19 protein-coding genes are annotated in these 20,737 nt (G+C 71.6%); 12 read left to right on the top strand and 7 right to left on the bottom strand.

The features are described 5' to 3' along the window. Positions 1–4 precede the first annotated feature (4 nt). Genes INQ48_40140 through INQ48_40150 form a run of 3 tightly spaced genes read left to right on the top strand, consistent with a single transcriptional unit; the run spans position 5 to position 3,479 of the window. Positions 5–922 carry an ABC transporter permease gene (locus tag INQ48_40140; protein ID QRF61585.1) on the top strand — a complete coding sequence of 306 codons (918 nt, stop codon included), beginning with the start codon at positions 5–7 and terminating at the stop codon, positions 920–922. After that, entirely contained in the window at positions 919–1,794 is an 876-nt protein-coding gene (locus tag INQ48_40145; GenBank protein ID QRF61586.1) for an ABC transporter permease, read from the top strand. Before INQ48_40140 ends, INQ48_40145 begins: the two co-directional genes overlap by 4 nt. After that, positions 1,791–3,479: an ABC transporter ATP-binding protein gene (locus INQ48_40150; GenBank protein QRF61587.1), complete on the top strand. Its 1,689-nt coding sequence runs from the start codon at positions 1,791–1,793 to the stop codon at positions 3,477–3,479. The genes INQ48_40145 and INQ48_40150 overlap by 4 nt, the downstream gene beginning before the upstream one ends. Before the next feature lie 131 nt (positions 3,480–3,610). Here INQ48_40150 and INQ48_40155 read toward each other — a convergent pair whose 3' ends face one another. Next, entirely contained in the window at positions 3,611–4,636 is a 1,026-nt protein-coding gene (locus INQ48_40155; GenBank protein ID QRF61588.1) for an ABC transporter substrate-binding protein, read from the bottom strand. Positions 4,637–4,867: 231 nt separating this feature from the next. Here INQ48_40155 and INQ48_40160 point away from each other — a divergent pair, with 231 nt between their 5' ends. The 8 genes from INQ48_40160 to INQ48_40195 are packed head-to-tail and all read left to right on the top strand — an operon-like array spanning position 4,868 to position 13,225. After that, on the top strand, positions 4,868–5,686 hold the full coding sequence (locus INQ48_40160) for a MetQ/NlpA family lipoprotein (protein QRF61589.1): 819 nt from the start codon (positions 4,868–4,870) through the stop codon (positions 5,684–5,686). Beyond that, the gene (locus INQ48_40165) at positions 5,683–6,795 is read left to right on the top strand and encodes an ATP-binding cassette domain-containing protein (GenBank protein QRF63177.1); all 1,113 of its coding nucleotides are present in this window, start codon (positions 5,683–5,685) and stop codon (positions 6,793–6,795) included. Before INQ48_40160 ends, INQ48_40165 begins: the two co-directional genes overlap by 4 nt. Further along, the gene (locus INQ48_40170; GenBank protein ID QRF61590.1) at positions 6,776–7,432 is read left to right on the top strand and encodes an ABC transporter permease; all 657 of its coding nucleotides are present in this window, start codon (positions 6,776–6,778) and stop codon (positions 7,430–7,432) included. Before INQ48_40165 ends, INQ48_40170 begins: the two co-directional genes overlap by 20 nt. Positions 7,433–7,449: 17 nt before the next feature. Beyond that, a complete protein-coding gene (locus tag INQ48_40175; protein ID QRF61591.1) occupies positions 7,450–8,817 on the top strand; it encodes an acyl-CoA dehydrogenase family protein in 1,368 nt (455 codons plus the stop codon). A 39-nt stretch (positions 8,818–8,856) separates the two neighbouring features. Continuing rightward, entirely contained in the window at positions 8,857–9,876 is a 1,020-nt protein-coding gene (locus INQ48_40180; protein QRF61592.1) for an NrtA/SsuA/CpmA family ABC transporter substrate-binding protein, read from the top strand. A 4-nt stretch (positions 9,877–9,880) separates the two neighbouring features. After that, positions 9,881–10,669 (top strand): ABC transporter ATP-binding protein, encoded by a 789-nt coding sequence (locus INQ48_40185; GenBank protein QRF61593.1) that lies wholly within the window; start codon positions 9,881–9,883, stop codon positions 10,667–10,669. Continuing rightward, positions 10,666–11,559, top strand: a complete 894-nt coding sequence (locus INQ48_40190) for an ABC transporter permease (GenBank protein ID QRF61594.1) — start codon at positions 10,666–10,668, stop codon at positions 11,557–11,559. Before INQ48_40185 ends, INQ48_40190 begins: the two co-directional genes overlap by 4 nt. Continuing rightward, positions 11,546–13,225, top strand: a complete 1,680-nt coding sequence (locus tag INQ48_40195) for an amidohydrolase (protein ID QRF61595.1) — start codon at positions 11,546–11,548, stop codon at positions 13,223–13,225. Before INQ48_40190 ends, INQ48_40195 begins: the two co-directional genes overlap by 14 nt. A gap of 6 nt (positions 13,226–13,231) precedes the next feature. Here INQ48_40195 and INQ48_40200 read toward each other — a convergent pair whose 3' ends face one another. From INQ48_40200 to INQ48_40215, 4 genes are read right to left on the bottom strand one after another with little or no spacing between them, the layout of a single operon-like run. After that, positions 13,232–14,041 carry an ABC transporter permease gene (locus tag INQ48_40200; GenBank protein ID QRF61596.1) on the bottom strand — a complete coding sequence of 270 codons (810 nt, stop codon included), beginning with the start codon at positions 14,039–14,041 and terminating at the stop codon, positions 13,232–13,234. Positions 14,042–14,054: 13 nt separating this feature from the next. Further along, a complete protein-coding gene (locus INQ48_40205; GenBank protein QRF61597.1) occupies positions 14,055–14,822 on the bottom strand; it encodes an ABC transporter ATP-binding protein in 768 nt (255 codons plus the stop codon). Then, positions 14,819–15,790, bottom strand: a complete 972-nt coding sequence (locus INQ48_40210) for an ABC transporter substrate-binding protein (GenBank protein ID QRF61598.1) — start codon at positions 15,788–15,790, stop codon at positions 14,819–14,821. The genes INQ48_40205 and INQ48_40210 overlap by 4 nt, the downstream gene beginning before the upstream one ends. A 14-nt stretch (positions 15,791–15,804) precedes the next feature. After that, positions 15,805–16,926: an aryl-sulfate sulfotransferase gene (locus tag INQ48_40215; GenBank protein QRF63178.1), complete on the bottom strand. Its 1,122-nt coding sequence runs from the start codon at positions 16,924–16,926 to the stop codon at positions 15,805–15,807. Between the two features lie 115 nt (positions 16,927–17,041). Here INQ48_40215 and INQ48_40220 point away from each other — a divergent pair, with 115 nt between their 5' ends. After that, positions 17,042–17,995, top strand: a complete 954-nt coding sequence (locus INQ48_40220; protein QRF61599.1) for a LysR family transcriptional regulator — start codon at positions 17,042–17,044, stop codon at positions 17,993–17,995. A gap of 3 nt (positions 17,996–17,998) precedes the next feature. On the opposite strand, the gene INQ48_40225 is transcribed toward INQ48_40220, so the two are convergent. Together INQ48_40225 and INQ48_40230 are read right to left on the bottom strand one after the other, a co-directional pair. Beyond that, the gene (locus INQ48_40225; GenBank protein QRF61600.1) at positions 17,999–19,210 is read right to left on the bottom strand and encodes an acyl-CoA/acyl-ACP dehydrogenase; all 1,212 of its coding nucleotides are present in this window, start codon (positions 19,208–19,210) and stop codon (positions 17,999–18,001) included. 98 nt (positions 19,211–19,308) lie between these two features. After that, the gene (locus INQ48_40230) at positions 19,309–20,550 is read right to left on the bottom strand and encodes an acyl-CoA dehydrogenase family protein (GenBank protein ID QRF61601.1); all 1,242 of its coding nucleotides are present in this window, start codon (positions 20,548–20,550) and stop codon (positions 19,309–19,311) included. Between the last annotated feature and the right edge of the window lie 187 nt (positions 20,551–20,737).

Genomic DNA, 20,737 nt, shown 5'->3' on the forward strand with positions numbered 1-20,737 from the left:
CGTCATGTGGCGACTGGTGATCTCGCGGCTGGGTGCCGGCCTGCTGGTGGCGTGGGGCAGCGCCACCGCGGCCTTCCTGGCCCTGCATGCGCTGCCGGGCCGGGTCGAGGACATCCTGGCCGGCGACCTCGACTACCCGGGCCTGCGCGAGGCCATCGCGGCCGAGTGGGGGCTCGACCGCCCGCTGTGGGAGCAGTACCTGGGCTTCCTGGCGCGCATCGCCAGCGGCGACTTCGGCACCTCGTACGAACTGCGCCAGCCGGTGGCGCGCGTGGTGATGGCGCAGCTGTGGCCCACGGTCGAGCTCGCGCTCGCGGCCGGCGTGCTGGCGCTGCTGTTCGCGGTGGTGGTGGCCACGCTGACCTCGGGCCGCGGGCGCGTCGCGCGCGCGGCGGCCTCCACGCTGGAGCTGGTGTTCGCCTCCACGCCGGTGTTCTGGCTCGGCATCCTGCTGCTGATGGCTTTCTCGTTCACGCTGCGCTGGTTCCCGGTCTCGGGCGCGGCCGACTGGCGCGCGCTGGTGCTGCCGGCGACCGCGCTGGCGCTGCCGACCGCGGGCCTGCTGGCGCAGGTGCTGCGCGAGGCGATGGAGCGCGCGCTCGAACAGCCCTTCGTTGTCACGGTGCGCGCGCGCGGCCTGGGCGAGCTGCGGCTGCGCCTGCGGCACGTGCTGCGCCATGCGGCGCTGCCGGTGGTCACGCTCGGCGGCTGGATCATCGGCGGCCTGCTCGGCGGCGCCGTCATCACCGAGAAGGTGTTCGGCCGTCCCGGCCTGGGCACGGTCACGCTCAACGCGGTGCTGAGCCAGGACGCGCCCGTGGTGCTCGCGGTGGTGCTGCTGGCGGCCTTCATCCATGTCGCGGCGTCCACCCTGCTGGACCTGCTCTATGCACTGATCGACCCGAGGCTCAAGGCATCATGACTTCCGCATCCGATACCGTCGCGCTGCCCGCGGGCAGCGCTCCCGCGTCGAGCGCGCCGCGCCGGCGCCTGCCGCCGCTCGCGGTGCTGCTGTCGGCGCTGTTCGTCGCGCTGCTGGTGATCGCCACCGTCGCGCCGCGCTGGCTGGCACCGCTCGATCCGCTCGAGGGCGACTTCCTTGCGGTGCTGCAGCCGCCGGGCGCCGAGCATCCCTTCGGCACCGACCGGCTCGGCCGCGACGTGCTGTCGCGCACCGTGCATGGCGCGCGCTACTCGCTGTTCATCGGCATCGGCGGCACCGCGATCTCGGTGCTGGCTGGCGTGCTGCTGGGCCTGGTGGCGGGTCAGAAGCAATGGCTGCTCGACGAGGGGCTGTCGCGGCTGTTCGACGTGATCTCGTCCTTTCCGGGCGTGCTGCTGGCGATGCTGGTGGTGGTGTTCCTGGGCCCGGGGCTGGCCAACATCGCGCTCGCGGTCGGCATCGCGGGCATTCCGAAGTTCGCGCGCGTGGTGCGCGCGCAGACGCGCATCGTGCGCCAGGCCGACTACGTGACCCATGCCTACATCTACGGCCGCAGCCGCGCCCAGGTGTTCTTCGGCCACCTGCTGCCCAACGTGCTGGTGGCGGTGCCGGTGACCGCCACCGTCTACGTGGGATCGACCGTGCTCGCGGCCTCGGGCCTGAGCTTCCTGGGCCTCGGCCCGCAGCCGCCCACGCCCGAGTGGGGCGTGATGCTGGCCGAGAGCCGCGACGTGCTGCGCGTGGCCTGGTGGCCCGGCGTGTTCCCGGGCGCGGCCATCACGCTCACGGTGATCTCGTTCACCGTGCTCGGCCACCATCTGCAGCGGCGCTTCGAGGGGAGGCTGGCATGAGCGATGTTCCGCTGGTCGATGTGGAAGGCCTCACGGTCCGCTTCGACACGCCCGCGGGCGAGCGCACCGTGGTCGAGGCGCTCGACCTGCGCATCGCGCGCGGCGAATGCGTGGCGCTGGTCGGCGAGTCGGGCTCGGGCAAGAGCGTGACCGCGCGCAGCCTGCTCGCGCTCGCGGGCCCGGGCGCGCGCGTGCATGCGCGCAAATTCCTGATCGACGGGCGCGACGCGAACCGCTTCGACGCCACCGACTGGCGCCGCCTGCGCGGCACCTTCGCGGGGCTGGTGATGCAGGACGCGCTGGTGTCGCTCGATCCGCTGCGCCCCATCGGCCGCGAGGTCGGCGAGGTGCTCGAGCACCACGGCCTGCTGCGCGGCCGCACGGCGGTGCGCCAGCGCGTGCTGGAAACGCTCGCGCGCGTGGGCATGCCCGATCCCGAACGCCGCATCGGCCAGTACGCGCACCAGCTCTCGGGCGGCTTGCGCCAGCGCGCGCTGATCGCGGCGGCCATTGCGGGCCTGCCGCCGCTGATCGTGGCCGACGAGCCCACCACCGCGCTCGACGCGGCGCTGCAGAAGCAGGTGATCGAGGTGCTGGCGCGGCGCGTGCGCGACGAAGGCAGCGGCCTGCTGCTGATCAGCCACGACCTGTCGGCGGTGGCGGGCATCGCCGACCGCGTGCTCGTGATGCGCCATGGCCGCGTGCTCGAGCAAGGCCCGGTGCGCGACGTGCTGTCGAGCCCGCGCCATGGCTACACCCGGCAGCTGATCGCGGCCGTGCCCTCGACCTCCTCGCGCGGCAGCCGGCTGTCGTCTGCGCGCTTCGAGGCGGCAGGCGAGGGCCCCGAGGCGCGGCTGCGCATCGTGCGCGAGCCGCTGCCGCCGCGCGCACCGGTGCCGGCCGCGCAGGCGCCGGTGCTCGAGGTCCAGGGCATCGGCAAGCGCTTCGCGGTGCGGCGCGGGCTGGGTCCGCGCGAGGACTTCGTGGCGCTCGAGGACCTGTCGTTCTCGATCGCGGCCGGCGAGGTGCTCGGCCTGGTCGGCGAATCGGGCTCGGGCAAGTCCACCTGCGCCAAGATCGTGCTCGGCCTGCTCGAGCCCGACGCGGGCGCGGTGCGGCTGCTGGGCCAGCCGTGGTCGGGCATCTCCGAGGCCGCGCGGCGGCCGCTGCGGCCGCGGCTGCAGTACATCCCGCAGGATCCGCTGAGCAGCTTCGATCCGCGCTACCGCGTGTCGCAGGTGATCGCCGAGAACCTGCAGGGCCTGCCGCGCGCCGAGGTGGGCGCGCGCATCGCGGCGCTGCTGCAGCAGGTGGGTTTGGCGCCCGAGCTGGCCGAGCGCTTCCCGCGTTCGCTCTCGGGCGGCCAGCGCCAGCGCGTGGCGATCGCGCGCGCGCTCGCGGCGCAGCCCGCGCTGATCGTCTGCGACGAACCGGTGTCGGCGCTCGACGTCTCGGTGCAGGCCCAGGTCATCGACCTGATCGCCGAGCTGCAGTCGCGGCTGGGCACGGCGCTGCTGTTCATCTCGCACGACATCAACCTCGTGCGCCACGTGGCCGACCGCGTGCTGGTGCTCAACCGCGGCCGGCTGGTCGAGCAGGGACCGGTGGAGGAGGTGCTGTCGCGGCCCGCGCACGACTACACGCGCTCGCTGCTGGCCGCGGTGCCGGAGCCGCTTGCCGCCTGACACTGGAGTGCGTCCAACAAACCGTTCACGCTGAGCTTGTCGAAGCGCCGCGCAAGGCTTCGATCCTTCGACAAGCTCAGGACAGGCCAAGCTCAGCCCGAACGGCTCTTGGAGACGTACCCCTCACCTGCTCAGGCCAGCACATCCACCGTCAGGAATTTCGCGAAGCGCGCCGGATCGGTGCTCTTCTTGAGCACCCCCACCTGCTTGAGGTCGACCGCATAGCTCTCGATCTCCTTCGCGAGGTCGAAGCGCCTGGCGTGGTGCGTGTAGCCGATGGTCGAGAGGATGCTGCCGAGGTCCTGCTGCGCCACCTTCGGGAACAGCTTGCTCACCGCGCGCCCGGCCTCGTTGGGGTTCTCGGCGATGAAATCCGCCGCCTGGTGCAGCGAGCGAACCACGGCCGCCACCTGCTGCGGATTGCGCTTCACCAGTTCGCCGCGCGCCGCGACGATGCAGCACAGCCGGTCCTTGAAGTCGCCCTTGAGGATGTTGGCGATCTCGAGGTAGGCGCCGGGGTTGCGCTTCTCGATCAGGTAGAGGTTCGGGTCCGAGTCGGCGATGACGTCGATCTCGCCCTTCTTCTGCGCGATGTCGAGCTGGTCGGCCGGGAACACGCGCCACTGCACGTCCTGGTCGGGGTTCACGCCGCGCCGCGCCAGCGCGGTTGAGAAGAACTGGCGCCCATAGCCCGCGGGACTCGAGACGCCGATGGTCTTGCCCTTCACGGCCTCGATGCTCGCGATGCCCGAGGTTTTTGGCGCGAGCACGCGGATGCAGCCCGCGTGCGCGGTGCCCACCACCTTCACGTCGAAGCCCGCTTCCAGCGGCTTGAGCCAGGCATGGATCAGGCCCAGCGAGATGTCGGCCTTGCCGGTGGCGATCGATTCGAGCACCTGGTCGACCGCGCCCGCGAAATTGATGATCTCGACCTTCACGTTGTTCTTTGCGAAATAACCGAGTTCGTTGGCGACCACGATCGGGCTCAGGCACAGGCCGGTGCCGGTCCACGACAGCGTGATCGGCTTGTCGTTGTCGGCGCCCCAGGCGCGGCGGCCCAGCAGGCCGAGGCCGGCGGCGCCGAGCGCAGCGGCGGCACCGCGCACCAGCGTGCGGCGGCTCGGCGGAAGCGGGAGGGAAGGCAGCGAAGCGGTCATCGAAGGAACTCCAGGCAGGGTGACATGCGAAGCCGTCGACCGTATCGGCGGGCTTGCGCCACGACAACTTCGGAATGCGCATGTGCAAGCGCGCCGGTGGTGCGCGGCGCGGATCGATCCGCGTCTTCGTCGCGCAGCGAGATTGCTTGTGCGAAAACTTTCCTTTTCCGCCATGGCGCGGCCTTCGAAGATCGGCCGCAGCAAAAAACCGGTAACCGAAAAGAGAAAGTCATGCACACACGCAGTGTTCTTCGCGCCCTCGGCGCACTCGTCCTCGCCTCGACCGCGCTCTGGGCGCAGACCGCGGCCCTCGCGCAATCGCCGACCCTGCGCGTGGGCGTGCGCGGCGGCGTCGACGAGGAGATCTGGGAAGTGGTCACCAAGGTCGCCAAGCGCAACGGCCTCGAGGTCAAGCCGGTGGTCATCACCGGCTCGGCCAGCCCCAACGAGGCACTCAACAACGGCGACCTCGAGGCCAACTCGTTCCAGCACATCCCCTTCCTCAATGACCAGGTCAAGCAGCGCGGCTACAAGCTGGTCAGCGTGGGCAACACCTACATCTCGCCGATCGCCTTCTATTCGAAGAAGCACAAGGCCTTCAAGGACCTGCCCGACGGCGCCAAGCTCGGCATCCCCGACGACCCGAGCAACCAGACGCGCGCGCTGGTCGTGCTGCGCGACCAGGGCGTGCTCACCTTGCGCGAGGGCTTCGATCCCTTCAAGGGCACCGCCACGCTGGCCGACGTGACCGGCTACAAGAAGAAGGTGCAGCTGGTGGAGGCCGCCTCGGTGGTGCTCGCGCGTTCGCTCGAGGACGTGGACGCCTCGGCCATCGTCAACACCTTCGCCTACCAGGCCGGCCTGATCGCCACGCGCGACGGCCTCGCGGTCGAGAAGAAGGAGAACAACCCCTACGTCAACATCATCGTGGTGCGCGAGAAGGACAAGAACGCGGCCTGGGTCAAGCCGCTGGTCCAGGCCTACCAGTCGGAGGAAGTGCGCCAGTTCATCCAGACGCGGTACCAGGGTTCGGTACTGCCCGTCTTCTGAACGCCGCGACGACGCCGACATCGGTGCGTGCACCGGCGCCGGCCCACATCGTCTTCGAGCAGGTCTCCAAGCGCTACGCGGGCGCGGCCGGCACGGTGGCGGCGCTCGAGGCGGTCTCGTTCGCCGTCGAGCGCGGCGAGGTCTTCGGCATCATCGGACGCAGCGGCGCGGGCAAGTCCACGCTGCTGCGCACCATCAATGCGCTCGAGGCCGCGAGCGGCGGCACGGTGCGTGTCGACGGCGTGGACGTGGGCGGCCTCGACGAGGACGGCCTGGTCGCGCTGCGCCGGCGCATCGGCATGATCTTCCAGCACTTCAACCTGCTGTCGGCCAAGACCGTGCGCGACAACGTCGCGCTGCCGCTCAAGGTGGCGGGCGTGGAACCGCGGCGCATCCGCGAGCGCGTGGACGAGCTGCTCGAGCTCGTGGGCCTGGCCGACAAGGCCGATGCCTGGCCGGCGCAGCTCTCGGGCGGGCAGAAGCAGCGCGTGGGCATCGCGCGCGCGCTGGTGCACCGGCCGCAGATCCTGCTGTGCGACGAGGCGACCTCGGCGCTCGATCCCGAGACCACGCAATCGATCCTCGCGCTGCTGCGCGACATCAACCGGCGCTTCGGCCTCACGGTGGTGTTGATCACGCACGACATGGCGGTGATCCGCGAGGTCTGCGACCGCGTGCTGGTGCTCGACCGCGGCCGCCTCGTCGAGCTCGGCGAGGTGTGGCGCGTGTTCGGCAAGCCGCGGGCCGAGGCCACGCGCGCGCTGCTGCAACCGCTGCTGCACGACCTGCCGGGCGACCTCGCGGCGGCGCTGGTGCCGGACCTCGAAAACCTCGAAGGCATCCCTGGCCGGCCGGCCCTGCGCGTGCTGAGCCTGGGCTTCGACGGCGCCGCGCGGCCGCGGGGCCTGCCCTTCGAGGCGCTGGCCGCGCTGGGCCCGGGCGCGACCTGGCTGCACGGCGGTCTCGACCGCATCCGCGGCCATGCGCAGGGCCGGCTGCTGGTGGCCGTGCCGGTGGGCGCGGACCCTTCATTCGACATCGAAGCCGCGCGCCAGGTGCTCGCGGCCGACCGCATCGAGGTCCTGGGCTATGTCCACGCCGCTGATTGACAAGTACGTCCAGGCCTTCTTCCAGACGCTGCTGATGGTGGGCGTCTCGGCCTTCATCGCGATCGCGCTGGGGCTGGTGCTGGCGGTGGTGCTCACGGTGACGGCGCCGCGCAACCTCTATCCGCGGCCGCGCTTCCACAAGGCGCTGTCGATCGCGGTGAACGTCTGCCGCGCGATCCCGTTCATCATCCTTTTGATCGCGCTGCTGCCGGTCACGCGCTTTCTGGTCGGCACCACGCTCGGCACCTGGGCCGCGGTGGTGCCGCTGGCGGCCAACCTGATCCCGTTCTATGCGCGCATCGCGCAGGTCAGCCTCAACGACGTCGACGCCGGCTTGGTCGAGGCCGCGCGCGCCATGGGCTGCCGCCGCTGGCACATCGTGCGCCACGTGCTGCTGCCCGAGGCGCTGCCCGGGATCATCGGCGGCATGACGGTCAGCGTGATCGCGATGGTCAATGCCTCGGCCATGGCGGGCGCGGTGGGCGCGGGCGGCCTCGGCGACCTGGCGATTCGCTACGGCTACGAGCGCTACGAGACGCGCGTGATGTTCGAGGTGATCGTGATCCTGATCGCGCTGGTGTCGGCGATCCAGTTCGTCGGCGAGTGGCTGGCGCGGCGCGTCGACCACCGGCGCTGAACGCGCGCCGCATATCCATGCTCCGGAATGTTCTAAGCGAACGGGGGTCCGGCTCGGCATCATGCGTGCAGCCGCCGCGGCAGGCGTCGCCGTTCTCCGATCCCGCGTTCCGGCCCGCCCCCGCTCTCCGCTTCCTCTTCTCCACCGCAGGCCGCCATCCCGTGTCCTCTTCTTCCGCTCCCCAGGGCACGCCATCGGCGGCCGATCCCTTCGCCGAGGACTTCGGCGTCTTCACCGAGCCGGTGCTCGCGCTCGCCAACACCCTGGCCGCCAGCGCCGCCGAGCGCGACCGCGCGGGCGGCACGGCACTGGCCGAACGCGCGCTGCTGCGCCGCAGCGGCCTGCTCACGCTCGCGATCCCCGCGGCCCATGGCGGCCAGCAGGCGGCCTGGCCGCTGATCTTCCGCATCCTGCGCCGGCTCGCGCAGGCCGACAGCTCGCTCGCGCACCTGTTCGGCTTCCAGCACCTGCAGGTGGCGAGTGTGCTGCTGTTCGGTTCCGAGGCGCAGCAGGCGCGTTTCCTCGGCGAGGCGGTGGAGAAGCGCTGGTTCTGGGGCAATGCGGTGAATGCGCGCGACACCCGGCTGCAGGCGGCGCGCACCGACGACGGCATCGAGATCGACGGCGTGAAGGGCTTCTGCTCGGGCGCCCCGGACTCCGACGTGCTCAACGTCTCGGTGGTGCTCGGCCCCGAGCCGACGGACCGGCTGTTCGCCGTGGTGCCGACCTCGCGCGCGGGCATCACGGTGCTCGGAGACTGGGACAACATGGGCCAGCGCCAGACCGACAGCGGCAACGTCGAGTTCCGGCGCGTACGCATCGCGCACGACGAGATCCTCGGCCCGCCCGGCGTGGCCTCGAGCCCGCGCGCCACGCTGCGCAACCTGATCGGCCAGATCGTGCTGACCGAGATCTACCTCGGCAATGCCTTCGGTGCGTTGCGCGCGGCCATCGAGCACCTGCGCGCCCACACCCAGCCCTGGCCTATGGCCGGCGTGGAGCGCGCCGAGGACGACCGGCTGCTGCAGTTGCGCGCGGGCGAGATGTGGTCCGCGCTGCAGGCCGCCACCGCGCTGTCGAACCAGACCAACGAGCGCTTCCAGCAGGCCTGGGAGCAGGGCTTCGCGCTCACGGCCGACAGCCGCGGGGCGCTCGCGATCGACGTGGCCGCGGCGCGCACGCAGGCCGCGCGCACGGCGCTGCACGTCACCTCGCAGATCTTCGAGCTGGTGGGCGCGCGCGGCACCGCCTCGAAGCACAACCTCGACCGCTACTGGCGCAACGTGCGCGTGCACACGCTGCACGACCCGCTCGACTACCGGCACCAGGGCATCGGCGCCTGGCTGCTCGCGGGCGACGTGCCGAATCCCTATGGCTATGGCTGAGCCCTCGCGTTCCGTATTCTTTTTCCTCCCTCCGACCCCATGAGCTCCTCGCATTCCATCGACCGCCGCCGCTTCGGCCTCGGTCTCGCCGCCCTCGCCGGTACCGCCGGCCTGTCCCTGCCGCTGCGCGCGCAATCAGTCGAGAAGATCGTGGTCGCCGAGAGCCAGGGCTTCAGCTGGGCCATTCCCTACCTGGTGTCCAGCCGCAACCTCTGGAAGAACCACGGCATCGAGGCCACCACGCTGCAGTTCACCTCGGGCCGGCTGGCCTTCGACGCGGCCGTGGCCGGCAAGGCCCAGTTCGCGACCGCCACCGACAGCGTGATCGGCCTGGCCGGCGCGAACGGCGTGCGCGCGGTGATCGTGGCCGAGTTCAGCCGGCTGTCGAGCGGCATGGTGGTGGCGGCGCGCAGCGACCGCGGCATCGCGAGCGGCGCGCAGCTCAAGGGCAAGCGCGTGGCGACCACGGTCGGCACCAGCGGCCACTACTTCCTGAGCCGCTTCCTCTCGCTGCACGGCCTCGCGCTCAAGGACGTGACGCTGGTCAACCTGCGCGGCCCCGATGCCGTGACCGCCATCGCCAAGGGCGACATCGATGCCTTCGCCTGGGGCTGGGACGCGGGCCAGAAGGCCATCGCCGACAGCGGCGGCAAGGTCAGGGTGCTCGACGACACGGGGCTGGAGAAGGTGTTCCTGAGCCACTACGTGCTGACCGCGAGCGAATCGCTGGTGCAGTCGCGGCCCAGGCTGGTGGAGGCCGCGGTGCGCAGCCTGCTCGATGCCGAGGCCTTCTACCGCGCCCACACCGCCGAGGCGATCGCGCTCGTGGCCGAGCGCACCAAGGCCACGGTCGAGACGACGAAGGCCGGGCTCGAGACCGTCTCGGTCGGCGTGCGGCTCGACGAGCGGCTGCTCGACGACCTGGTGCTCAACGCGCAGTGGGCCGTCGAGGCCGGCCTCGCGACGCCGCCGAAGGAAGACCTGCGCGCGCTCTACCGCAAGCTGATCTACGCCGATGCGCTGAAGGCCGCGGCGCCCGATCGCGTGCGCCTGGGCTGAGGCCATGGGCGCGAACGACCCGGCCCCGCGCGCGATCGTCAGCGTGCGCGATGCGTCCAAGCTCTATGCCTCGTCGAACGGCGAGCTGAACTGGGCCATGACCGACGTCAACCTCGACATCGGCGAGGGCGAGTTCGTCTGCGCCATCGGCCCGAGCGGCTGCGGCAAGACCACGCTGCTCAATGCCATCGCGGGTTTCGTCGAGCCCACCACCGGCAGCGTGACGGCCGGCGGCCAGCCCGTGACCGGGCCCGGTGCCGACCGCGGCGTGGTGTTCCAGGAGTACGCGCTGTTCCCCTGGCTCAATGCGCGGCGCAACGTGGAGTTCGGCCTCAAGATGCTGGGCCTGGGTGCCGCCGAGCGCCGCGCGCGTGCCGAGGAGCTGCTCGCGCTCATGGGCCTGTCGCATGCGGCGCGGCGCTATCCCTTCGAGCTCTCGGGCGGCATGCGCCAGCGCGTGGCGGTGGCGCGCGCGCTCGCCACGCGGCCGAAGGTGCTGCTGATGGACGAACCCTTCGCGGCCATCGACGCGCTCACGCGCGCGAGCCTGCAGCGCGAGCTGCTGCGGCTGTGGCGCGAGCTCGGGCTGTCGGTGTTCTTCATCACCCACAACATCGAGGAGGCGGTGTTCCTCGCGCAGCGCGTGGTGGTGATGAGCCCGCACCCGGGGCGCATCCGCGAGATCGTCGAGGTCGACCTGCCGTATCCGCGCGAGCGCGCCGACCCGGCGTTCGGCGCGGCCTATGCGCGCATCGCGGCGGCCTTCGCGCAGTCGGAAGAGGTCGCCTCGTGAGCGCGGCGCTCGACGACCTGCGCGAGCGCGCCGAGGCGGCGCCGGCCGAGGCATCGCTGTCGCGGCGCGAAGCGCTGGAGCGCGAGTTCCGGCGCGACCAGATCGCGCGGCAACGGCGCGCGCGCCGGCGCCAGCTGCTGCTGGGCGCGGCCGGCATCGCGGCCTTCCTGCTGCCCTGGGAGATCGCGCCGCGCGTCGTGCCCGGCATCAACACCAAGATGTTTCCGCCGCCCTCGCAGGTGGCCGGGGTGCTGCTCGACATGGCCTGGCGCAAGGGCGACATCTGGCCGCACGTGGGCGCGAGCCTGCTGCGCGCGCTCTGGGGCTTCCTGCTCGGCGCCTCGCTCGGCGTGGTGGCCGGCGTGCTGACCGGGCGCAGCACCACCCTGCGCCAGTTCACCGACCCGGTGCTGCATGGCCTGCGCGCCATCCCGGCGATCGCGATCGTGCCGCTGGCCATCGTCTGGTTCGGGCTCGGCGATCTCTCGAAGGTGATGCTGATCGCCTGGGGCGCCTTCTTCCCGGTCTGGGTCAACACCTTCATCGGCGTGCGCGACATTCCCGCCGTCTACCTGCGCTCGGCGGCCGCGCTCGGCGCCAGTCCCTTCGCGGCCATGACGCAGGTGGCGCTGCCGGCCGCGCTGCCCTTCGTGTTCGCGGGGCTGCGCCAGGCCACGGCCGTGTCCTTCGTGGTGCTGGTGGCGGCCGAGCTGGTCGGGGCCGAGCAGGGCCTGGGCTACCTGATCTCGTTCGCGCACCTGGTGTTCCGCGTCGACATCATGTTCGTGGGCCTGCTGTTCCTCGGCGCCATCGGCTTCCTGGCCGACCAGCTGTTCGCCTGGCTGCTGCACCGCCTGTTCCCCTGGTATGGCGCCGATGGCCGCCGCTGAATTGATCCTGGCCAACGGCCAGGTGCTGACGATGGAACCGGGCGCGGCGCCCGCGCGGGCGGTGGCGCTGGCCGGCGGGCGCGTGCTCGCGGTCGGCAGCGAGGCCGAGGTGGCGCGCACGCGCACGGCCAGCACGCGCGTCATCGACCTCGGCGGCCGCACCGTGCTGCCCGGCCTCGTCGACGCCCATGCGCACATGGAGCGCGAGGGCCTGAAGACCTTGCGGCCCAGCCTCGCGCATGCCACCTGCATCGCCGACGTGCTGGCGGTGGTCGCGGCCGAGGCCGCGCGCACGCCGCCGGGCCGCTGGATCGTGACCATGCCCGTGGGCCGGCCGCCGTTCTACTTCGGCGGCCCGTCCAACCTGGCCGAACGGCGCATGCCGAACCGGCACGAGCTCGACGCGGTGGCGCCCGATCATCCGGTCTACATCCCGGGCCTGTTCGGCAACTGGGGCGTGCCGCCGGGCCACAGCGCGCTCAACAGCCGCGCGCTGGCGCTGCACCGCATCGACGAGCACACCTGCCCCGACTGCGGCGGGCTGCAGATCGAACTGGGCGACGACGGCCGGCCCAACGGCGTGATCGTCGAGACCAACAAGCGGCCGCTGGTCGAGTTCTCGGTGCTCACGCAGGTGCCGGCCTTCGGCTTCGACGACCGGCTCGAGGGGCTGCGCCGTTCGCTGCCGCTCTACCACGCCTGCGGCACCACCAGCATCTACGAGGGGCACGGCTCCTCGCCCGAGACCATCGCCGTCTATCGCCGGCTGTGGGAGGAGGGCGGGCTCAGCATGCGCACCCGCCTGTGCGTGAGCCCGACCTGGTCGAACGTGGCAGAGGCGCGGCTCGCGATGCGCGACTGGCTCGCGCATGCGCGCGGGCGCGGCAGCGGCGACCCGATGCTCGCCATCGGCGGCATCTACGTTGGCCTGGGCGGCGACCGCGCCGCGGCCACCGCCGTGCGGCGCGCGCTGCCCAACACCGGCTGGATGGGCTTCGTCGAATGGGCCAACCGCATCGAGGACTTCCGCGACTACGCCTGGCTCGCGGCCGAGCACGACCTGCGCGTGCACAGCGTGGTGGTCGACCGGCTGTCCGAGGTGCTCGAGGTGTTCGAGGCCATCGACGCGCGCTTTCCGCTCGCGGGCCGGCGCTGGGTGGTGGAGCACGTGGGCTACGTCACGGCCAGCGACATCGAACGCGTGAAGCGGCTGGGCCTGATGGTCACGAGCATCCCGTTCTACATGCTGTGGAAGAACGGCGCGCCGCGGCTGGCCGACCTCGAGCGGCAGGAGGAATTCCTGCCGCAGCGCGCATTGCTCGAGGCCGGGCTGCCGCTCGCCGCGGGCAGCGACAACATCCCCGTGAGCCTGTTCACCGCGGTGTGGGCCTCGGTGGCGCGCGAGGAGCGCACCACCGGCCGCGCCATCGGTCCGGGTCAGGCGCTGAGCCGGCTGCAGGCGCTCGAGACCGTGACGCGCAACGGCGCCTTCCTGAGCTTCGAGGAGGACCGCAAGGGCACGTTGGCGCCGGGGCGCTATGCAGACCTCGCGGTGCTAGATGCCGATCCGCTCACGGTGCCGCTGGAGGCGCTGGGGCAGGTGCATGCCGAGCTGACGCTGGTCGGCGGTCGCGCGGTGCACGACAGCGGCGGCTGGCTGGACTGAAGGGCCTCAACCCGGCATCGCCGACTCGTGCCAGTGGCGCAGCAGCGCGCGCCCCACCGCGCTCACGAGCGCGAAGAACAAAAAGCCCAGCAAGGTGGCGGCGATCACCTCGGCGAACAGCAGCGCCGTGTACATGCGGCCCTGCGCGAACACGATCTGCACGCCGAGCCCGCCCTCGGCATTGCCCGAGCCGATGATGAATTCGCCGACGATGGCGCCGATCACCGACAGCCCCGCCGACACGCGCAGTCCCGCGATGATGTGCGGCAGCGCCGCGGGCAGCTGCAGCTTGCGAAAGGCGGTCCAGCGGCTGCGGTTGTGCAGCGCGAACAGCTCGACCAGGTTGCGCGAGGTGGAGCGCAGCCCCAGCAGCGTGTTGTTGACGATCGGGAACAGCGACATGATCAGGCTGATCGCGACCACCGAGCCCTCGTTGTAGCCGAACCAGAGCACGATCAGCGGCGCGATCGCGACCACCGGCACGGTCTGCAGCAGCACCACGTAGGGATAGAGGCTGCGTTCGAGCAGCCGCGACTGGCTCAGCAGCGCCGCCAGCGCGATGCCGCCGACGATGGCGATCAGGAAGCCCAGGCTCGCTTCCTTCAGCGTGGTGAAGGCGGCCATCAGCAGCAGGCCGGCGTTCTCGATGGCGGCCGCGCCCACCTCGAGCGGCGAGGGCAGCAGGTAGCCCTTGCCGCGGTAGACGGTGGCGGTCAGTGCGAACCACAGGCCGATGACGAGCACGGCGACCAGCACGACGGGCCAGGCGTCGCGCGTCCAGCGCGCGGCGATCGAAGAGGAAGGCTGGGGGCTCATGGCGTAGCTTGCCTCATGCGAATGCCGCGCGCGGCACGGTTTCGCGCCGCAGCGCGGCCGTCACCTCGCCCGCCAGCCGCGCGAACTCCGCGCTCGCGCGCAACTGCGGCGTGCGCGGAAAGGCGAACGGCACCTCGACGACCTCGACCACGCGGCCCGGCCGCGGCGACATCACGACCACGCGCTTCGAGAGGAACACGGCCTCGTGCACGCTGTGCGTCACCAGCACGCCGGTGAAGCCGGCCTGGCGCCACAGCGCCGACAGCTCCTCCTGCAGCAGTTCGCGCGACAACTCGTCGACGGCGGCCAGCGGCTCGTCGAGCAGCAGCAGGCCGGGGCGCAGCGCGAGCGCGCGCGCCAGCGACAGCCGCATGCGCATGCCGCCCGAGAGCTGGTGCGGATAGAGCTTCTCCATGCCCGCGAGGCCGACCAGCGCGAGCGCCTCGGCGGCGCGTCGCTGCAGCTCGTCGGGCGCGAGGCCTTCGAGCTCCATCAGCAGTTGCGCATTGCGCTCGGCGGTGCGCCAGGGCAGCAGCGCCGGCTCCTGGAACACGAAGGCCCGGGCCGCCTCGGCGCCCGGTGCCAGGCGGCAGCGTCCGGTGCTGGGAGGCACGAGGCCGGCCAGGATGCGCAGCAGCGTCGACTTGCCGCAGCCCGAGGGGCCGACCAGCGAGACGAACTCGCCGGCGCGCAGTTCGAGGTCGATGGGGTCGAGCGCCTGCAGGCCGCTGTCGAAGCGCTTGGAGACACCCTCGAGCGCGATCGAAGCGCCGATGCTCATGGCTGGCAGCCGGGCACGAGGCCGCGGTCGTAGGCCTGGCGCTCGTCGAAGCCCGCGGGCAGGAAGGCCACGCTGCGCAACTGGCCGGCCAGCTCCTTCCAGCGCGCGTCGTCCATGCAGCCGACGCGGTTGAGGTCGTGCGAGACCAGCGTCTCGATCATCAACTTGTTGGCGGCGTCGTAGATCTCGGGCGAGATCTGCTTGTTCATGCCGGTCAAGAGCGGCTTCAGCCCCGACGGGTCGCGCACGTAGTTGCGCCAGCCCTGCTGCACCGCGGCGATCGCGGCCTTCACGAGCGCGGGCCTGGTGCGGATCAGCTCGTCGGTGGTGAACAGCACGCTGTAGGGCCGGTAGCCGAGCGAGGCCAGCGTGATCTGCTGCACCGCGATGCCGCTCGCGGCCATGCGCGCGGGCAGGAACAGCGAGTAGCCCTGCTGCACCATCTTCGGATCGTCGCGGAACAGGCTCAGGTCGCCCGAGACCGGGATCTCGCGCGTGTTGGCGAGCTTGTAGCGCTTCTTGGTCCATTCCCAGTAGGCATTGCCGATGTTGACCGCGAAGGTGCGGCCCTGCAGGTCGGCGATGCCCTTGACGGCCGGGTCGGCGTGGTAGACCAGCGTGTAGGGCACGTGGTCGAGGTGCGCGAACACGGCGCGCACCGGCGCGCCGCGCAGTCGCGCGAGCAGCACGTCGTCGGCATTGCCGATGCCGAACTCGGCCTGGCCCGAAGCCACCTGCGGCACGGTCTGGATCTTCGGGCCGCCCTGCAGCACGCTGATGCGGATGCCGGCCTCCTTGCCGAGGCCGTCCTGCTGCGCCTGCCAGTAGCCGGCCTGGTCGGGCTGCGCGAACCAGTTGGAGAGGATGCGCACGTTCTGCACGTCGGGCGCGGCGCTGGCCGCGTGGGCGAAGGGGAGCAGCGCGGCGGCGGCGCACAGCGCGCGGGCGATGAGGGTGGAGGTTTTCATGGCGCGATCGGTCGTCAGGCCCGCAGCCACGGCAGTTGCTCGCGCGTGTAGCGGTAGGTCTTGAACACGCTGTTGAGCCGGCCCGGCCCGGTCTTGCGCGCGGCCTCGTCGGGGTACTCGTCGAACCACGGGATCACGTATTCCCAGACCACCTCGCCTTCGGGCGTGACCTCGAACAGCCGGCCGGTGGCCGACTCGGTGACGTGGGTGTTGCCGTTGGGCAGCCGCTGCGCGTTGCCCATGAAGGCGGTGTAGAAGGCGTTGACCATCTCGTCGGCATAGGACCACGCGACCTCGTGGGTCGCGGGATCGATCTCGAGCACGCGCGAGAAGGCCACGTGCGCGCCATGGCGGAAGTTGCCGTTGTCGAACACCAGGATGCGGCCATTGGGCAGCGCCACCGGCGCATGCTGGTGCGAGACCACGCTCGGCGGAATGTGCAGCCGCACCTGGCCGCTGGCCTTGTCGACGCCGATCACGCCCGAGGTGGTGCGCAGGCTCATGAGCACCAGGCCGTTGGCGTCGACGTCGAGCCCATTGACCAGCGGCCAGTGGTAGCGGCCGAAGCCCGGATGGATCGGAAAGTCCTCGGGCGCGAGGTGCTCCCAGCACTTCCATTCCCAGACGATCTCGCCCGCGCGGTTCACTTCGCGGATCACGTCGCCGTACATGGTGTCGTCCGTGCCGTGCGCGGTGCCGCCGGGCACGCGGCGCGCGAAGTCGGCGGGCACGGGCGCGCAGGCCGCGTACAGCAGGTTGCCGTTGGGCAGCCACATGGCGTCGTGGTGGTGCGACGGGTCCTCGTAGTGCCAGACCAGCTCGCCCTCGGGCGTGAGCTCGCGGAAGTCGCCGCCGTGCCACATCGACCAGGCGGGGTAGCGGTCGGGCGAGTCGGCGTGGTTGCCGTTGTAGCCGAGGTTGCCGTTGCCGAGGATCACGGCATGCCGGCCCGCGCGCACCGGCAGCTTCCATTGATGGACCACCTCGCCGTCGATGCCGACCAGGTAGACGTGGCCCCGCGCGGTCTGCGGCGCGATCAGCGTGTAGCCGCCCGCGCTGAGCACGGGATCGTGGGCGATCAGGCCGACGCCGCGGCGGCGCTGCGTGACCTGGTCGACGGTGGAGGCGGGACGGATGCGAGTGTTCAAGACGGGTACCTCAGTGCGATGGACCCGAATCTAGGTCGGCCCGGCCGTCAGGAAAATCTGATTGTTTCGAACGGTGCGTCAGGAAAAAACGTACATTGCCCCGATGCGCGCCATCTCCCAGTCCTTTCGCTGCTTCGACGAGGTCGCCCGCCGCGGCTCGATCCGCAAGGCAGCCGAGTCGCTTCACCTCACGGCCGCGGCCGTGCACCAGCAGATCCTCAACCTCGAGGAGCAGGTCGGTGCGCCGCTGTTCGACCGGCTGCCGCGCGGCATGCAGCTCACGACGGCGGGCGAGATCATGATTGCGGCGGTGCGCCGCGGCCAGCGCGACTTCGACAGCGCGCTGAGCCAGGTCGAGGACCTGCGCTCGCTGCGCCGCGGCCACATCAACCTCGCGGTCTCGCACTCCTCGGCCGAGCAGCTGGTGCCCGAGGTGATCGAGGCCGCGATGAAGAGCTACCCCGGCGTGACCTACGGCGTGCGCTCGGGCAGCGGCGAGAACATCCTGCGCTGGGTCGCCACCGGCGAGGCCGACATCGGCTACTGCCTGCGCCGCAAGCCGCCGCCGGGCGTGGAGGAGATCGGCGCCTTCGCGCAGCAGCTCGGGCTGGTCACGCCGCCCGGCCATCCGCTCACGGCGCTGGGCAAGCTGCCGCGGCTGCGCGACTGCCTCGAGCATCCGCTGATCCTGATGACGCCCGACACCGAGCTGCGCGCGATGGTCGACCAGATCGACCTGCGCGCGCACCGCCAGACCCGCCCGCTGGTGGAGACCAGCTCGGTCGCGATGGTGCGGCGGCTGGTGGCCGGCGGCACCGGCATCGGCTTCCTGATCGCCGAGAACGTGGTGGAAGACGTGGCGGCCGGCCGCCTGGTGTGGACCGGCCTGGCCGACGCGGGCGCGCGCTCGTTCAGCTGCCTCTACCAGCGCGCGGGCCAGACCACCGCGGTGGCGATGGGCATGTTCCTGCAGTTCCTCGCGCAGGCGATCCAGAAGATCGAGCAGCGCTTCGACCGGCCGGCCGGCGCGCTGGCGCTCGACGCCTTCGCGCAGTAGCGCTCAGCCCTGGGCCGGCTCGCCGAGCACGCCGAGGTAGCTCTTGCCGATCACGTCGTGGCTGGCGATGGCGTTCGGCGGATGGAACGGGCCCGAGCGCACGTCGCGCACCAGGCGCTCGAGCTCGTTGCGCCGCAGCAGCGAGGAGGCGCCGACGACGTCGGTCGCGAGGTCGACCACGCGCCGCGCGCCGTCCACCGCATGCTGCTTGGCCGCCAGCAGCTTGGCGGGCCACAGCGGGCCGTGGTCCACGCCCTCGGCCCAGTCGCGCGCGGTGCGCTCGAGCAGGGCCTCGATGCTGTCGAGCTCGATCGCGGCGCGCGCCACCGCGAACTGCGCGGCCGGATGGTGGGCGTAGCTCTTGCCGCCGAGCGCGGCCGAGTGGCGCTTGCGCGCCGATTCGAGCGCGAGGTCGAAGGCCCGGCGCGCGATGCCGAAGTAGACGGCGGCGATCGGCAGGATCGCGGCGCCGAAGATGCCGTCGACGAAGGGATCGCTGGGCGGGCCGGCCGGCAGCACGCGCGACACGTAGGCCGCCTGCGCCACCGCGCCCTCGAGCACGGTGTCGTCGCTGCGCGTGGCGCGCACGCCGAGCGCGTCCCAGGTCGCCTCGGTGCGGTGGCCCGGATCGGCGCGGCGGATGAAGGCATGCACGATGCGCGGCCGCGCGGGATCGGAGTCGTCGAGGCCGTGCACGCCGAGCCAGTCCCAGACCGGCGCCAGCGAGGTGAACACCTTGCGGCCGTCGAAACGGTAGTCGCCGCCCGGCAGCGGCTGCGCCTTCACCGTCGAGGCGGCCAGGCCCAGGTCGTTGTTGGGTTCGCCGTGGCCGGCCGCGAAGATCCTGCCGTCGACGATCTCGCGCAGGATCCAGTCGGTGGAATGGTCGCCGCGCGCATGCAGGTAAGCGGCCGTGCCGCTCCAGTACAGGTGCATGTTGATGGCCAGCGCGGTGGCCGGCGCGAAGTAGGCCAGCCGCGACTGCTCGCGCAGCACCGCGGGCAGGTCGAGTCCGAGGCCGCCGAGCGCCTTGGGCACCCAGAGCTTCAGGTAGTTGGCGCGCCGCAGGTCCTCGAGGTCCTCGTCGAAGAAGCGGCCCTCGCGGTCGTAGCCGGCCGCGCGCGCGCCGATGCGTTCGAGAACGGATTCGGCGAGCACGGGCGGCTCGTCGTTGCGGCCGGCACGCGGGGCCGGGTGGGCGGTGGCAAGGCTCATGGCGATCTCCTGGAGGACAACGGCGATGGCCCGAAAGTACCCGCGGGTGGAAAGGGGCGGAAGGAAGCGATTCGTCTATCCATATCCGCCGGCCGCGTTCAGCTCTTGCCGACGCGGTAGAAGGTCGGCGGCGGCGTGCCGTTGACCGCGAAGGCGCCGACCTGGCGCTCGCGGTAGACGCGCGGGTTGTGCGAGGAGATGGTGCGTGCATTGCGCCAGTAGCGGTCCAGCCCGTGCGTGCGCAGCGTGGCCGAGGCACCGAGCGCGTCGAACAGCTCGGTGCTCGCGTCGAGCACCAGCCGCGTGACGACCGAGACCGCCTGGTCCACCTCTACGTGCGAGGCGGCCGCGGCGGCGGCGCGCGCCTCGTCGGGCAGCGAAGCATCGAGGTGCGCATCGTGCGAGCGCTGCAGCGCGCCGGCCGCCTGCAGCACGATTGCGCTCGCGCCATAGGCCGCGCTGCGGCCGCGGCCCACCACCTGCAGGATCTGCGGATCGTCGGACACGCGTGCCGCATTGCCGTGGCTGTAGCTGCGGTCGCGTTCGCGCACGCGCTGCGCGAGGTCGTCGCTCGAGGCGCGCGCGATGCCGGCCAGCGAGGCCAGGTGCACGGTCTGGAAATAGGGCGAGGCGTAGGGGAAGCGCTGCTTGCTCGGGTTGACCCACAGCGGATCGATGGCCACGTCCTCGAAGGTGGCGGTGCCGCTCGCGGTGAGCGCCTGGCCGAAGCCGTCCCAGTCGTCGAGCACCTGCACGCCCGCGGCCTGGCGCGGCACCGAGATCATCGTGGGCTGGCCTTCGTCGTCGTCGGCCACGGCGTTGATCCAGTCGGCGAACAGCGAACCGGTGGTGTAGAACTTGCGCCCGTCGAGCCGCAGCCCGCGCGGCGTGGCGCGCAGCCGCGTCGAGAAGGCGCCGACCTTGGCGTCGCCGGTCTCCGAGAAGCCCGAGCCCACGAGCTCGCCCGCGGCGAGCCGCTCGAGCCAGTGCGTGCGCCATGGCGACTCGGGCGCGAGCAGCACGTCCTCGGTGAAGCCGAAGTGCGCGCGCAGGGCGTTGACCACGTTGGTGTCGGCCGCGCCGAGCTCGGTCAGCAGCGCGAACAGCTCGACGAGGCTGGCGTCGGCGCCGCCGCGCTCGACCGGCAGGCGCAGCCGCGCGAAGCCGGCCTCGCGCAGCCAGCCGATCTCCTCGTGCGGCAGCTGGTGCGCGAGGTCGCGCGCCACCGCGCCCTCGCGGATGCGCGCGAACACGGCGCGGAACGGCCGCGCGAGTTCGTCGTAGCGCGCGCTGGGCGGTGCGCCCCAGGGATGGTCGATGGCGGAGGTGGGGAGCGTCATGCGGGGGAAGAGAGAAGAGGGGGAGGGGGGAAGGCCGGCGCGATTCTGGGACGCGCATCGGCCGCGCGGAACGAACGATTGCGCACATCCATATGCGTCCTTTCCCATGGCTGCCGCGCATGCCAGCCATGCATATGGCGCACCCTGGCACCGCATAGACGAAGTTCGCAGAAGCACATGCGAAAGT

This window comes from Variovorax paradoxus (assembly GCA_016806145.1).
Lineage (GTDB): Bacteria > Pseudomonadota > Gammaproteobacteria > Burkholderiales > Burkholderiaceae_C > Variovorax.